Source organism: Enterobacter sp. 296B2, from assembly GCF_034106185.1.
GTDB lineage: Bacteria > Pseudomonadota > Gammaproteobacteria > Enterobacterales > Enterobacteriaceae > Enterobacter > Enterobacter cloacae_N.
On record NZ_JAWNCA010000052.1, the window covers coordinates 1 to 14,225 of the forward strand.

The following is a 14,225-nucleotide window of genomic DNA, read 5'->3' on the forward strand; positions in this document are numbered from 1 at the left end:
TAACATTCCTATTATTATTTGTTAGAAAAAGGACTTTAATATTTTTAGATAATAAAAAAGCGAACAACTTCCTCAACTCAACATCGATTCGTGTCTTAAGTTGCTGAGATTGCGGATTTGATGTTGTGGGCAAAACAACATCTGCTATTGAAAATATAACAGCTTTCAAATGCATTTTATTCATCCCCCAGAAGTGACAGTTGTTGTAATTTATTACTAGATTTTGTTTTAATTAACTCCATCACATCTTTAAATCCCGTCAAAGGAGTCTCCAGTATTATCGCAGAATATTCATCCTGAGAGTATTTAATCTCCTCCCGAACAGATTCACCTCTTAGTAATGGACACAGTATCGTTCTCTTCAGTTGAGCAGCATTTCGAACCGTGTGTGACGTTCCGCTTTTCAAGTTCCATTCGACAGGAATTAAAATATCACTTAAAGCAGCCTGTATTCTGTTTCTACGAACAAAGTTTTCTTGTGATGGTTTTTGATGTGGGAGATACTCCGTGAGTATAAGTCCACCAGCATTTACAATACCTTCCCTAAGTCCAACACTGTTTTTTGGATAGTTAGAATTTAAACCTGTTCCTAGAACGGCTATTGTGGGTATTTTAAATAAAATAGATGCTTCATGAGCAACTTGGTCAATACCATAGGCTAACCCACTTACAGTTACATAATCTGATGCAATAAACTGCGAGACAACTGCTTGTGTTAAATAAACTCCAAGAGTAGTTGGATTTCTCGTACCAACAACACCAACACATTTTTTACTAAGCAACGAAGTATCGCCCTGCGCAAAAATCCAGTAAGGGCGCTCATTTAAATCATTCAATTTCTCCGGATAATCTGGAGAACCATGATGTATTAATTTATAACCGTTACTATGATAGTGTGTTAAAAGGCTTTTCGCGGCAGAAATCATTCCATCACGAAAAGTCGACCAATTATTCTCAGTCAAAGAATATGGTGCACGATGTAGCCTCACTCCGAGAATTGATTCGAATTTTGATAATGTTGAGCAAGTTACAACATCTCTGAAACGGATCCCTTTTTGAGCAACCTTATATAGGGACCAATAACTTACGCCACGTATTTCTGATAGAACTAGCAAAGCAGCGCTTTCAGTGTTCCATCGAGCTGTATCAGTATCAGTCATAGCGTTCGCCAAAAATGAAGTGTTTTATTATTTTTATCATAGGTTTGAGAAAATGTGTAGTAAGTCAAAGAAGGACTTCTAAAAAGCATGAATCTGCATCAGTATGCATGCCAAATCAACAATCTAATCTGCGTTACGCACCAGAGCAATTGAAGTCCAGTTAACACCGCCTCGTAAAGCGGGCAGGCGTGGCGGGTAAAGCATTGCACTCAGGATCACCGTAACAAATATCCCAATTATTGCCGCCTTTTTCCATGAGATGACCCATCAGCGATATGTCATTCCTTTGCTGCATCACTGGATGGAATTTGCGACCGAGAAGTCATTTACCTAGCGCGATTTAAATACGCTGGGATGGCCGGATTTCAGCCAATTTTGGCTCGAATAATGCACGCCCGCAAAAGCTCGCTAAAGGGCCTTTAAAGGCCTTTAAGGGTAAGGGAGGGAAGTGCGGCATTTGAGTTGGAGATCGTTTGGTCATCTGCATTGGCTACGTCCTCACGACGGAGACTGTTCAAAGGCCTCTGTACTGACGCCCCAAGAAAACTTTACCTCCAGCTCCGATTGCTGAACAGGTCAATGTCATCGAAGAGATCTGCACGAGCCAGATCCTGGTTTTGTAGGCCCGTTTTCTGATGCACTGCTTTTTCAGCGAACTGAAGCAAGGTCGTAGAAGTAAAACAGTATCGCTGGCAACTGGGGCATTTTCTCACTTTAGCGGAGGTCGCCACTATGCTTAGATTCAGCTTATGACGTCAGCCGATAGTGCGACTGCACCAGACCCGAAGGGAAACTGCGGCTGGATAATAGCGTCAAATCGATATCATGGGGCAGTACTCCAAACAGCGGTTTTCCCGAACCGAGCAGAACAGGAACAGTTGTGATAACGATATCGGCGACCAGACCTTCGCGCAGGAACGACTGTATTAACTGCCCACCATCGATATAGACCCGGTGCACGTTCTTCTCCATCAGGTCAGCAAGAGCCTCCCTAGGCGTGCGGCATGAAAACTGCACTTTGCCCTTCAGCGCCTCAGGCACCGGGGTATTGGTTAGCTGCCGGGAAAGTACCAGCACGGGCCGATCATAAGGCCATTCGTCAAAAGTCAGCACCTTCTCATAACTGCCTCGCCCCATAATGATCCAATCTTTGTCCGCGATGAATGCGGCATAGCCATGGTCTTCTGTCGGGTCATCGCGCTTCAACAGCCAGCCGATATCGCCATCCTGTCGAGCGATATAACCATCAAGACTGACCGCGATGAAAACATGTGTAGTGACCATCAAGAGCTCCGTATTCAGGTTGCATATATCTCGTTGAGTTTAGCAATGTCAGCACTAGGCACGAAGCGAGCAAGTTACCTAAGCTGAAGGTCCGCTGTGAGCGAAAAGCGGAAGTTCTCATTTCTTATTATCAGAACGTTGTTCAGAACAAACATCGAGAGGTGTGAATCCACTGGAAGCAAGTCAGGTCAAATTGTGTGAATCTCGTAGCGTAAAATGAGTGCAGTAAAGGTATACTAACCGGAGATCTGAACGTTGTGAAAATGAAGGTGAATACTGCATGGCCCCAACGGTCCTGTTATTCCTGGAAATGAATGCAGATTTGAGATGAGGGAAGAATATTGAAAGTCAAAAACATAGAAATCAACAACATCGGTGGAATAAAGAACCTAAAAATATCTTTTTCCGCGGCGATGAATATCATTTGCGGACCTAACGGGATAGGTAAATCGACTATACTTGATGCAATTGCATTTATGTTCATCAGACATGGATCGAATATCAAAAAAAACGTTATGAGTGAGGAGGATGGTAATGTAAAAATTGCTATTCTTTTTGACGACTCAGTTACCGAATTCATTTCAAACGTTGAGCCCACAGCCCCGGCTGTACAACCAGGTTATCATAATCAAATACCTGATATTCGCTATCTTATTCGCTTCGATATCGAAAGAAATCTCCCCTATTCCAGACTTTCCAATATTGGTGAAGATCCTGAAAGAGATGAAAGTAACATTTCTCATCAGAACAGTAAAGGTGTTTTATTTAACGATTTAAAAGGGTGGCTTGGTAAGCGCTATCTGCTTGAAGATTCACAAAAAGGAATATTCACGGAAAACTCAAAAAGAAATCTATCGCTGGCACTCTCATGCATTTATCAACTAAACCAAGATTATAGTTTCAGTCGTATTGATGGGCGTAATTTCGATATCTTTGTGAATACTCCTAATGGAGAAATATGGTACGAGTATCTTTCATCTGGATTCAAATCCTGCATGGCAATCATCATTGGAATTATCAAAGAGATTGAGCTTCGCTTTATCAAAGAAGATATTTATGCAGCTGATTTCGATGGCATCATCATCATTGATGAAATTGAGATGCATCTCCATCCTGAATGGCAAGCACGCATCACTGAAGTGATAACGAGAATGTTCCCTCAAACACAGTTTATTGTGACTACCCATAGCCCACATGTAGTACAGAATGGTAAGCCTGAGCAGATCATTGCATTGGAACAGGCAGAAAATGGTGAGACCAAGGTGCGCAGTCATACGGGGCGTGAGAATGGCTATACGGGCTGGACTATTGATGAAGTGCTGCGCGATGTGATGGGGATGGAAAGTACATTAAGTAAAGAGCTTGAGCATAAGCTCCAAGAATTTTATCGTTACATCGATGCGGAGGATCATGAAAATGCCCGCGTATCTTATATGTATCTGGACACTATCTTGCATCCGAAGAACGTGCTGCGAAAATCTTTAAGTATGAGCATTGATATGTTAGAGGTCAGTGGGGAAGACTCATGATTAAGGTCGACCGTAATTTCACGCCTGTCTTTTTTCATCCTAATAAGGTTGCTGAACTAACCCAATTATATAAATCCAATAAAACTCATGTGTGGCAGAATCAGGATGTTAAAGACGCATGCCTTACGTTAGGGAATAATAAGTGTGTCTATTGCGAAGTAATTCTTAATCAGAAAAGCACATATCTAGAAATAGACCATTTCAAGCATAAAGATGATTATCCAGATGATGTCATAGAGTGGAATAATCTCTTACCTGCTTGCCGACACTGCAATGGTACAAAAAGTGATCATGATGTCGTTGCCGAGCCTATTATCAATCCTGCCGTCGATAATCCAGCAGATTACATTTATTTAAAAGCTTATAGATTGAAGGGAAGAAATCCGACGGGTGTTATGACCGTAGATGTTCTCAATTTAAACGACAGTGAACATTACGTTACGGAACGCTGTAAAGTTGGCACACTTATTGAAGAATGGATTGAAAAAGCAGAGGAAAAATTAAAAAACTATCTGGCTTCTCCAATTCCTGCAAGGAAAAGAGAGTTAAATAAAATTGTTAGGGCCCTTTTGAATCAGTGTCAGAAAAGCGCACTTTTTTCAGCAGTTTCGTCAGCAACACTTCATGACAGTGAAGAGTATGCGACGATCCGAACTACTATGGAGGCTCTAAATATCTGGTCGGAGCTGTTTGAGGAATTACATCAGAATTCTTTGGCGCTCAGACTTCCCACTTCAAAGTAAAAAAAGATTGTTTCTCCCATTAGAGCCTTGTTTCCTCCAACTGGGCTCTAACGGATATAACCTGCTCTTTCTCTACATAGAATACTATTGTCCCAGTTTCCGCTTCTGGCACGAAGCGGACTAGTTATACAAGCTGAAGGTCCGCTGCGAGCGAGGAGCGGAAGTTCAGCTGATTTTTTTACACGGTTAGTTTTCGAGTCGATTTTAATTCTTTCGCAGGAGAATGAGCCTGACTCCGACCATAAACGACGGAAGAGTAACAGCGACCAGTATCATCAATTATCAGGCAACAGCACTGAAAAGGCTCACCTGATGTTGAGCATTCATGCAACTGCTCGTGTTTAGCATTTACGTTAAAGTCGATCGTAATGCGAGCCTCACTTATCCAAGTATCAGGAATTAGCTGCTTTGTTAACAAATGTTCGAGCATGTCTGAATAGTGGAGTACAACATAATTTATCAGGTTAGAATGGGGAGCGTATTTAGGTGGAGTAAGATGAAACACCATTGTGGTGAGGTTGTTATTGATAGCAAATAACTTTAACTGACCAATAGTCCAGAATCCCTCGAAATCGTTGTTCCGACTCACGAAGCTCTCATTCAGAGCATTAATTATACCCCGTAACTCAGCCCTTCGTGCCATTGTTGTTCCCTGATTGCTTACTACTAATCATAATAGCAACTATACCCTCTACTGATACCCCGCGCCAATCTTGAGTATGTTTTTGTGATTCTTCGCCGCCACTAAGTAATTATTATGCCCGGCGCTTTACAACGTCCGCTCTTGGCACTATGCAGACGGCTAGCAGAATTACGAAGGCCGTTATAAGCAAGGAGCGAACATAGTTTTCATCTCTACTATTTATAGTGACGCAGACTGGATGCAGGGTGTCGCAGGAGGGATGCTTCCGGGCGCATTGGACGTCGCACCAGCTCCCCTCCGCAGTTCGAGCACTGGCCATTAAGCCGTTGGGTCACGCAATCAACACAAAATGTGCATTCAAATGAACAGATGAATGCCTCTTTTGATTCAGGTGGCAGATCTTTATCACAGCATTCGCAATTAGGACGGAGGTCAAGCATGGTGCTCTCTTATTGTTAAAGGGACATCATTGACTATACCAAATGCCATCTATCCGTATCTCCTTCTGCGATAGATGACGTTATTGTTTTTCACATGTATTAGATGAGCATGGTCTACAGTCTGGAAAATTCAAGAGAGTGAATTATCCGACAGAAACGCTCACTTCTGGAAACGAACGACAAGCCTATAGCGTCCACCAGAGCCTCAACCAACACGCAAAATCCCGCCCCCAACAATCAACTTAAAAATCAAAAAGATAAAAAAACACCTTCCATATCAACACTATCACCACTCTTTTTGCGCCTTCCCTTCCCCGCAAAAAATCAAAATCCCCAACAAACTCAACCACCTTCCCCATCAATTACAAGGACGCCAGCACCAAAATTCTCCATCGGTGATTACCAGAGTCATCCGATGAAGTCCTAAGAGCCCGCACGGCGCAAGCCCTGCGGGCTTTTTTGTGGCTGCAATTTATCCCGCGAAGTTCGCAAAACATTCCGGCTACACTGGAACATTACGCCATCAAACATTGTTTCGCTCATGTTCAATAAGCCATTCCTTGCGCGAAATACCGCCGCCGTAACCCGTCATCTTTCCATCTTTGCCAATTATCCTGTGACAAGGGATCACAATCGCAATCCGGTTTGCACCATTAGCAGCAGCGACGGCGCGTACAGCATTGGGCTTATTCATCCTTAGCGAAATGGCCTGATAGTGCGAGGTCTGTCCATAGGGAACAGCACGCAACTCATGCCAGACGGATTGTTGAAAATCGCTGCCCGGGGCATCTACAGAGAGCTCAAACTGTCGGCGAGTTCCAGCAAAATACTCGCTGATTTCTTTTACTGCCTGCCGGGTATGGCTGTTTTCTCCGGTGACAATTCTGGCGTTAAATAAACGCTGGATATCGCGGAACTCTGTTTCTAACATCCGGCGATCGGTAAACTCCAGCAGACAGACTCCCCGCTCTGTCGCACAGACAAACATAGCCCCAAGCGTAGTGGTAAACCGATGAATGACAATCACCTCGGCTGCCTGAGTCGGCGCTGCGCCAGTAAGCCGCTTGTAGGTGTAACCAAACCCGCTCAGGGATTCATAGCCATTGTCCAGCGCAACGTCAGTAGCCGCTCGCCCGCTTTTCAGCTCCTGCAGGGCAACGTTCACCCGCTGCATTCGCTGGAAAGCCTGAAAAGTGATGCCGTGATGTTGCAGGAACCAACGCCTTACCCGCTCCGGACTGATCCCCTGCTGGCGAAGCTGCGCGTCAGCCACGCGGGATTTAATATCGCGCCTGACAAGCGCAAGCGCCTGTTCAACATATAATGGCGCGCTGTGCGCATTTTCAGCGGGTCTGCAGACTTTACAGGGACGAAACCCGGCCGCCAGGGCAGATTTGGCATCTTTATAAAATTCGACATTTTCGCGCCTTGGCTTTCGCGCCCGGCATACCGAAATGCAGAATACGCCAGTGGTTTTGACGCCAACAAAAAATACGCCGGTATATTCTGAATCTCGTTCGAGTAATGCCTGATACCAGATATCACACAAATTCTTATCGGTTATTTTCATCGCTAAAAAGTCCTGCAAACGTCTGACGTGTTCGAATCGTATGCATTACATCACTCAGCCTTGACTGCATGACTGAATGAACAAAATTGCCCATTGAAATGCGGTTTACCCCGGCCAGCTTAAGCCTGTCGAACGACGGAAGATCGGGCATACACATGACGTTCAGGGGCAGACCCGTTGCCTCTGCAATGAGGCTGATGTCTTTCTCTGACGTCAGACAGGGAACAAAAAGGCCATCAGCACCAGCTGCTTTATAGCGCTGACCCCGTAATATCGTCTCCTGCAATGCGTCTTCATGCCCGAGCAGGTAGGCGTCAGTCCGGATGTTCAGAAACAGGCTACAGTTTTCTCTTCTCAGCGCATTGCTTACTGTTCCCAGATTACGGGAAAAATCAGAGACATCGTCAAGCTGACGCCCCCCATTAATGACTCTGCTGTCTTCAAGGTTGACGCCTGATACGCCTGTCTGAGCAAGGCGCCTGAGATTAGCGACTATCTCTTCGGCTGAATCACCATATCCGGCTTCCATGTCAACGCTCAATGGCAGGCTGTTGACAGCCCGGATACGGGTGACCACATAAAATAACTCATCAAACGGCATTCCCTGCCCGTCTTCATATCCCAGCGTGGACGCTATTGCTGCACTGGACGTTCCCAGTGCCTGGTAGCCTGCTTCTTGCGCTGCGACAGCGCTGGCGGCGTCCCAAACGTTGGCGATCAGCAGGGGCTCATGCTGGTTGTGGAGTTCTGCAAAATTCATATTCATCTCCTCTCAATAGATTGAAAATGAATCTAAGCATTCAGTAAGAACGTCACAACCGAAATTCAGACGACCATTTTTTTAGCAAGCGTAGTCTGGATTCGCAGAGCGGCCCGTTTGAAAGACCAGTCAGATCTGGTGTAAACCAGATGCGCTAACCTGCATTTTAAGCTTATTAATGAACCAGCGCCCGGCCGGGCCTGGAGGATGTTCTTCTAAATGCACGGCCTGCATGGCAAAGCCCGGTCCGACATCAGGCTGCATCTGCAAATTCAACGTGACCAGTTTACCCGTCGCAAGATCCTCCTCAACCACTGGCAGCGGCATATAGCCCCAACCAAGCCCGGCGCGCAGGAAGGCGTGCTTCGCGCCCATATCGGCCAAATGCCAGGTTTTTGACGACATCACGCCAAAGCTCCGGCCCACGGTAAGCGACGAGCGATCGGCCAGCACCAGCTGAACGTGTTCCGCTAAAAGCGAGCGGAGGATCGGCCCTGGCAGGTTAGCCAGCGGATGTTCAGGAGAGACAACGGCCACGGCTGGCACGCTGAGAAGAAATTCTGAGGTACATTCAGGCGGAATATGCGGCAGCGAGCCGATAATCGCCACCCGACAGTGGCCGTCCAGCAGAGGCTGGAGCACCGCCCCTAACGCTTCCACATACAAACGCAGCGGCGTGTCGGGAAAGATCTGATGAAACGCCTGCACCGCAGCGGTGAGCTGCGCAACGGGAAACATCACATCGACGGAGACCGCCAGTTCAGGCTCCAGGCCTTCGGCTAAGGTGCGCGCCTTAGCCTTAAAGGCGTCCATCCCGGCAGCGGCAAGGCGCGCCGCTTCCAGCATCGCGACGCCCGCCGCCGTCAGTTTCGGATAACGCCCTGAGCGATCGAATAATGGAAACCCGACCTGCGCCTCAAGATTGGCCAGCGTCGCGCTGACAACCGACTGCGCGCGCCGCAGTTTACGCCCGGCGGCCGAAAAACTTCCCTCATCAACGGCGGCAATAAATGTGCGCAGTTGATCAACAGACATACCGTCCAGCATGTATCGCTCCGGCAGATGGAATCCATCTAATTATATAGGCTATTCAGATAGGTCGAAGATTACTACTCTCTACGCATGTTCACTACTCTTCCTGAAGGAAATTACGCATGAAAACAACAACTGTAGGTATTATCGGCGCTGGTGCAATCGGGCAAGCCTTTGCGAAACAGCTGGTAAATGCGGGCATGAACGTTATTCTGAGCAACAGCCGCGGGCCGGAAAGCCTGTCTGATGTGGTTGAAGGATTGGGTCGTGGTGCTCGCGCCGGCACCGCTCAGCAGGCCGCTGAAGCCGACATCGTTTTTGTCAGCACTAACTGGGACAAAACCGAAGCCGCGTTAAGCGGAATTACCTGGAATGGACGCATCCTGATTGATGCCACGAACCCGGTACTTTTGCCAGGCTATAAGCTGGCAGAACTGGGGGGGAAAAACTCAAGCCAGGTTGTGACCCAGTGGGCGCCGGGAGCACGCGTCGTCAAAGCCTTCAATACCCTTCTTGCAGGGGTGCTGGCTCAGGATCCGGCGCAAGCGGGTGGCCGTCGTGTCGTCTTTATCTCCGGAGACGATGCAGATGCGAAGGCGGAAGTGAAAGCGTTAGCCGGGCAGCTGGGCTTCGCAAGCATTGATTTAGGCAGTCTTGAGATCGGCGGGACGCTACAACAATTCCCTGGTGGGCCTCTTCCGGCGATTAATCTGGTGCAACTGGCATAGCAAAAGGCAACGATAACGATGACTCAGCGAACTTCCGCAGAGACGTTTGAAGAATACCTTCCCGGCAAGCTGCTCAGGGAGCATCGGGCGCAATCTTCCCGGGATGTATTCGTTCAAATTCTGGCCCGCAGACAAGTCCAGGAAAACGTCATTATTCCGGCGGTTCCGGAGCCCTTTATCGTCTGGATCCTCTCTGGTCAAGCCGTTGTTGAGGAGCGCTCCCCCGGTGAGGCGTGGTTAGCAAACCGCGTTACCGCAGGCGATTTCTTTCTCACAACGGCGGCCTCTCCCACTGAAATGCGGTGGCAAGCCGAGCCAAATATACCGTTCGTCGTCATGCACGTGTATATCGGCGTGGCCATGATGCAGGAGTGTGAACTGCGGGAAGTCTCCGGCGCGCGCGACGAAACGCTATCCGCCCTGCTGGAACAGATACGCCAGGAGCTGTATCTGCATACTCCCCCAAGCGGCCCCTTTATCCAGGGAATTGCCCAGGCGCTGGCGGTACACCTGGTTCGCACCTACGGCACGCGTACGAAACGACACCGTGGGGGGCTACAGGCATTTAAACTGCACCGGGTCTTCACGGCAATGCGAGAAGGGTTGGCCCAGCCGTTTGACCTGGCACGGCTGGCTAAGCTTACCGATCTCAGCGAATACCATTTCAGCCGCGCCTTCAAACAGTCGACCGGGCTTTCGCCTTCCCACTATTTTATCCGGCTACGCATGGAGGAAGCGCGCCGCATGCTGTCGGAAACCAATGATTCTATTATCAATATTGCTTTGAACGTGGGATACACCAGCCCCAGCCACTTTGCTGCCGTCTTCCTCAGGCATAACGGCGTAACGCCCTCGCACTATCGCAGCGATATCGTTCGCAGCAAAAGTCCGACAGTTTGAGCAAAAGCCCGCGCGAAGCCACCGCCTGAAACATCCATTATTGACCCGTACTTCAGACGTTCTTTCTGAAGCGTTGAAATTAACTCTCACGAGGATCAGTTATGGAACTTAAAGATAAAGTCGCTCTCATCACCGGTGCTTCAAGCGGGATTGGTGCCGCCACGGCAAAAAAATTAGCGGCACAGGGCGTCAGGGTCGGTCTCGCCGCCCGCCGCCTGGATCGCCTGCAGGCGCTGGTCTCTGAAATTGAGGCTGCCGGCGGTGAAGCCATTGCGCTGGTTATGGACGTCACTGACCCGGCCTCGGTTAATGAAGGGGTCGCGACACTGCACAAACGCTATGGCCACATTGATATCGCCTTCAATAACGCCGGGCTGATGCCGCTCTCTGATATTGCCAGCCTCAAAGTCGATGAATGGCACCGAATGGTAGACGTGAACGTAAAAGGCCTGTTTAACACCGTAGCGGCCGTACTGCCGATTATGCAGTCGCAGCGGTCTGGTCACATCATCAATACCTCGTCGATCGCCGGGCGCAAAACGTTCCCCGGGCTTGGGGTGTACTGTGCGACGAAGCACGCCGTTGCCGCCTTCTCGGATATTTTGCGTATGGAGCTGGCGCCGCAGTTCAACATTCGCGTCACATCGCTCCAGCCGGGTGCCGTAGAAAGTGAATTATTCGAGCATATCAGTGACGACAATTATCGCGCGCAGATGGAACAGCTGAAGGAGAAGATGACGTTCCTGAAAGCCGATGATATCGCCGACTCGATTGTTTACGTGCTGCAGGCACCGGAACATGTGGACGTGGCAGAGCTGTTTATTATGCCGACCGAGCAGCCGTGGTAAGAAAGTAAAGCGGGTCAGGCAACGGCCTGACCCGCAAATTTTCATCCGCGACGTTAGTTCGCAGATGCCGTCGGTCTGATCGTGATTTCTGTTGTATCGACACTCTCAGGCGCCTCGATGATGTGGCGCACGGCGCGGGCGATATCAGCAGGTTTAAGGGCAATGGCACGGTACGCGTCCATCGCCGCCATGGTTTCCGGGTGCGTAATGGTCGAGGCCAGCTCGCTTTCCACCACCCCAGGGTTAACGCAGGTCACGCGGATGTTAGAACTTTCCTGACGTAAACCATCCGAAATCGCCCGTACGGCAAATTTGGTCGCACAGTACACGGCTGCCGTGGGCACAACGGACAAGGCACCAATCGAGCCAATATTAATGATTTGTCCCGAGCCCTGGGCTTCCATAATCGGCAGAACTGCGCCTATCCCCCACAGCACGCCCTTGATATTCACGTCAATGGTGCGCTCCCACTCATCCTGCTTGCCTGCCGAAAGCGGAGAAAGAGGCATGATGCCCGCGTTATTAATCAGCACGTCAATGCGGCCCCACTTTTCACGCGCTGCCTGCACGAAGTCAGCCATTGACTGGCGGCTGGTAACGTCTAAGACTGCGGCCTCTGCTTCCCCTCCTGCACTGCGGATTTCAGCAGCCAGGGCGGTAATGCGATCCAGCCTGCGAGCGCCCAGGAAAACCTTCGCGCCTGCCTTGCCCAGCTCTCTGGCAATACCTTCTCCGATACCGCTTGAGGCACCGGTAATTAAGATGACTTTGTTCATGTTTTGCTCCTTCAGTTGAGTTCAAGGTGATAATAGATACTCATCATTGTTTCTTGTATCCTGCCCTTACTGGACTCACTGGTTAGCAATGTTAAACAATGAAAATCGATCTCAATCTGTTACCCGTTTTTCTGGCGGTCGCCGAGGAGCGCAGCTTCAGCGCTGCCGCCGTGCGGCTGGGCATAACCCGCTCCGCTGTCAGTCAGGGGATTAGACGTCTTGAAGATGGTTTTCAAACCCTGCTGGTGATGCGCACCACGCGCTCGGTAAGCCTCACTGAAGCAGGTGAACAGCTGCGTAAATCGCTGCAGGGCCCCGTCGCCAATATTGAAGCGGCCTTTGAAGACGTGGCGTCGGACAGCACACCCCGCGGCCAGCTCAGAATCGCGGTCACCTCAATTGCGGAAGCGTTTCTCTCTGGCCCGCTGCTCGCGTCGTTTGCGGCTGCGCATCCTGCGGTATCACTTGATATCTTCGTGTCGGATGAGGAGTTCGATATCGTGGCGGCGGGCTATGACGCCGGGGTAAGGCTGGGTGAAGTTATTGAAAAAGACATGATCGCCGTTCCCCTTACGGGCCAGCAGCGTGAGAGGGTGGTGGCTTCCCCGTCCTATCTGGCGGCTCACGGCGTACCTGAGCACCCCCGCGAGCTGGTTACTCACCGGTGTATCGGCTGGCGCCCTGCACCGGACGTTGCCCCCTATCGCTGGGAATTTGTGGAGGCGGGCGTTCCCTTCGATGTAGCGATTGAACCGCAGATCACCACAAACGATCTGCGCCTCATGCTCAGCCTGGCACTGGCCGGCGGCGGCATAACCCTAGCCACAGAGGATACATTCATACCGTATATTGAATCGGGGCAGCTTGTTGCCCTCCTGGATACGTTTCTTCCCTCTTTTCTAGGCTTTTATCTCTATTTCCCCCAGCGTCACAATATGGCGCCCAAGCTAAGAGCCCTGATCGAGCACGTCCGCCAGTGGCGACAGCCAGCCGCAACGCAAACTGTTCATCGCTAACAGGGCGCAGACCCTGTCATGCAGATTTTCCTTACCCTGCCGCCGCCCTTTGAGAAACATCAACGATACCGCCTTCCTCCCATGGAAAAGTAAAAACGGACACAAGATACTTTGATCTCATTACAGTTTTTTCCTAAAGCCACCCCGCTTCGTCTGTGCCATGCTGAATCACGCTCATAACCGATAACGTTAAATGAGGATATTATGAAAAAAACAATTATCGCATTATCTGCCGTTCTGCTGGCTTCCCCAGTTTTTGCTGCGACCACACATGCAACTGACGATACCGTCGCTGCGGCGAACGCAAACGCCAACGAAGCGAAGCAAAAACTGCACGAAGAGCAGAACAAAGGTGAAGAGCTGAAGCTGAAACAGCAGCATGCTGCGGAAGGTAAGAGCGAAAGCTTTGGCAGCAAAGTCAGCGAAGATTCCCAGAAAGCCTGGCATAAAACCAAAGAAGGCACCGAGAAAGGGTGGGATGCCACTAAAGAAGGCGCTGAGAAAGGCTGGAATAAAACCAAAGAAGGTGCCAGCGAGCTGGAAAAGAAAGTCACTGAATAACCGACACACTCACCTCAGGGCCGCGTTATCGGCCCTTTTTATTGCTTCGAACAGAGAGTATTAATGCAAACGTCCGACTGCCCATCCCCGTGGCCATATTTTTTCGACATCCATATCAGGCAAATGAATGAACCGCATTGAAAATAAAGCAGGTTATTATATTTCCGCTCGCAGTAGCAGAATCCCCACAACATATAAGAATATATTTTAAATTCTAATTAATATAATATATCCT

The 14,225-nt window shown here is 49.1% G+C and carries 14 protein-coding genes and 1 pseudogene; 8 read left to right on the plus strand and 7 right to left on the minus strand.

What is annotated here, in order from left to right; genetic code table 11:
- Nucleotides 1-176: 176 nt before the first annotated feature.
- On the minus strand, nt 177-1,160 hold the full coding sequence (locus URZ40_RS22425; RefSeq protein WP_320721187.1) for a DNA-processing protein DprA: 984 nt from the start codon (nt 1,158-1,160) through the stop codon (nt 177-179).
- Nucleotides 1,161-1,398: 238 nt separating this feature from the next.
- On the opposite strand from URZ40_RS22425, the pseudogene URZ40_RS22430 reads away from it, so the two are divergent.
- Nucleotides 1,399-1,494: pseudogene (locus URZ40_RS22430) on the plus strand (hypothetical protein); the annotation flags it as partial.
- A 413-nt stretch (nt 1,495-1,907) separates the two neighbouring features.
- Here URZ40_RS22430 and URZ40_RS22435 read toward each other — a convergent pair.
- Complete coding sequence (locus URZ40_RS22435) at nt 1,908-2,444, minus strand: dihydrofolate reductase family protein (RefSeq protein ID WP_142484303.1); 537 nt, start codon at nt 2,442-2,444, stop codon at nt 1,908-1,910.
- A gap of 341 nt (nt 2,445-2,785) precedes the next feature.
- Here URZ40_RS22435 and URZ40_RS22440 point away from each other — a divergent pair, with 341 nt between their 5' ends.
- Both URZ40_RS22440 and URZ40_RS22445 read left to right on the plus strand, forming a co-directional pair.
- Nucleotides 2,786-3,973 (plus strand): AAA family ATPase, encoded by a 1,188-nt coding sequence (locus URZ40_RS22440; protein WP_142484302.1) that lies wholly within the window; start codon nt 2,786-2,788, stop codon nt 3,971-3,973.
- Nucleotides 3,970-4,716: an HNH endonuclease gene (locus URZ40_RS22445; RefSeq protein WP_142484301.1), complete on the plus strand. Its 747-nt coding sequence runs from the start codon at nt 3,970-3,972 to the stop codon at nt 4,714-4,716. Before URZ40_RS22440 ends, URZ40_RS22445 begins: the two co-directional genes overlap by 4 nt.
- 858 nt (nt 4,717-5,574) lie before the next feature.
- On the opposite strand, the gene URZ40_RS22450 is transcribed toward URZ40_RS22445, so the two are convergent.
- From URZ40_RS22450 to URZ40_RS22465, 4 genes are all read right to left on the minus strand, one after another.
- Complete coding sequence (locus URZ40_RS22450) at nt 5,575-5,799, minus strand: DUF1272 domain-containing protein (protein WP_142484300.1); 225 nt, start codon at nt 5,797-5,799, stop codon at nt 5,575-5,577.
- 523 nt (nt 5,800-6,322) lie between these two features.
- Nucleotides 6,323-7,369: a methylated-DNA--[protein]-cysteine S-methyltransferase gene (locus URZ40_RS22455; protein ID WP_320721191.1), complete on the minus strand. Its 1,047-nt coding sequence runs from the start codon at nt 7,367-7,369 to the stop codon at nt 6,323-6,325.
- Complete coding sequence (locus URZ40_RS22460; RefSeq protein WP_316380186.1) at nt 7,353-8,129, minus strand: isocitrate lyase/phosphoenolpyruvate mutase family protein; 777 nt, start codon at nt 8,127-8,129, stop codon at nt 7,353-7,355. Before URZ40_RS22460 ends, URZ40_RS22455 begins: the two co-directional genes overlap by 17 nt.
- Before the next feature lie 129 nt (nt 8,130-8,258).
- Nucleotides 8,259-9,176 (minus strand): LysR family transcriptional regulator, encoded by a 918-nt coding sequence (locus URZ40_RS22465; RefSeq protein WP_320721192.1) that lies wholly within the window; start codon nt 9,174-9,176, stop codon nt 8,259-8,261.
- Nucleotides 9,177-9,283: 107 nt separating this feature from the next.
- Between URZ40_RS22465 and URZ40_RS22470 the strand changes: the two genes are divergently transcribed.
- From URZ40_RS22470 to URZ40_RS22480, 3 genes are all read left to right on the plus strand, one after another.
- The gene (locus URZ40_RS22470; RefSeq protein ID WP_316380184.1) at nt 9,284-9,889 is read left to right on the plus strand and encodes an NAD(P)-binding domain-containing protein; all 606 of its coding nucleotides are present in this window, start codon (nt 9,284-9,286) and stop codon (nt 9,887-9,889) included.
- A gap of 18 nt (nt 9,890-9,907) precedes the next feature.
- Nucleotides 9,908-10,789: a helix-turn-helix domain-containing protein gene (locus URZ40_RS22475; protein WP_316380183.1), complete on the plus strand. Its 882-nt coding sequence runs from the start codon at nt 9,908-9,910 to the stop codon at nt 10,787-10,789.
- 101 nt (nt 10,790-10,890) lie between these two features.
- Complete coding sequence (locus tag URZ40_RS22480; protein WP_316380182.1) at nt 10,891-11,637, plus strand: SDR family oxidoreductase; 747 nt, start codon at nt 10,891-10,893, stop codon at nt 11,635-11,637.
- Nucleotides 11,638-11,690: 53 nt separating this feature from the next.
- Here URZ40_RS22480 and URZ40_RS22485 read toward each other — a convergent pair whose 3' ends face one another.
- Entirely contained in the window at nt 11,691-12,413 is a 723-nt protein-coding gene (locus tag URZ40_RS22485; RefSeq protein ID WP_316380181.1) for an SDR family oxidoreductase, read from the minus strand.
- Nucleotides 12,414-12,511: 98 nt separating this feature from the next.
- On the opposite strand from URZ40_RS22485, the gene URZ40_RS22490 reads away from it, so the two are divergent.
- Both URZ40_RS22490 and URZ40_RS22495 read left to right on the plus strand, forming a co-directional pair.
- Nucleotides 12,512-13,429 (plus strand): LysR substrate-binding domain-containing protein, encoded by a 918-nt coding sequence (locus URZ40_RS22490; protein WP_320721193.1) that lies wholly within the window; start codon nt 12,512-12,514, stop codon nt 13,427-13,429.
- Nucleotides 13,430-13,633: 204 nt separating this feature from the next.
- Nucleotides 13,634-13,990, plus strand: coding sequence for a hypothetical protein (locus URZ40_RS22495; RefSeq protein WP_028014145.1), 357 nt, complete (start codon nt 13,634-13,636; stop codon nt 13,988-13,990).
- Nucleotides 13,991-14,225: the final 235 nt, after the last annotated feature.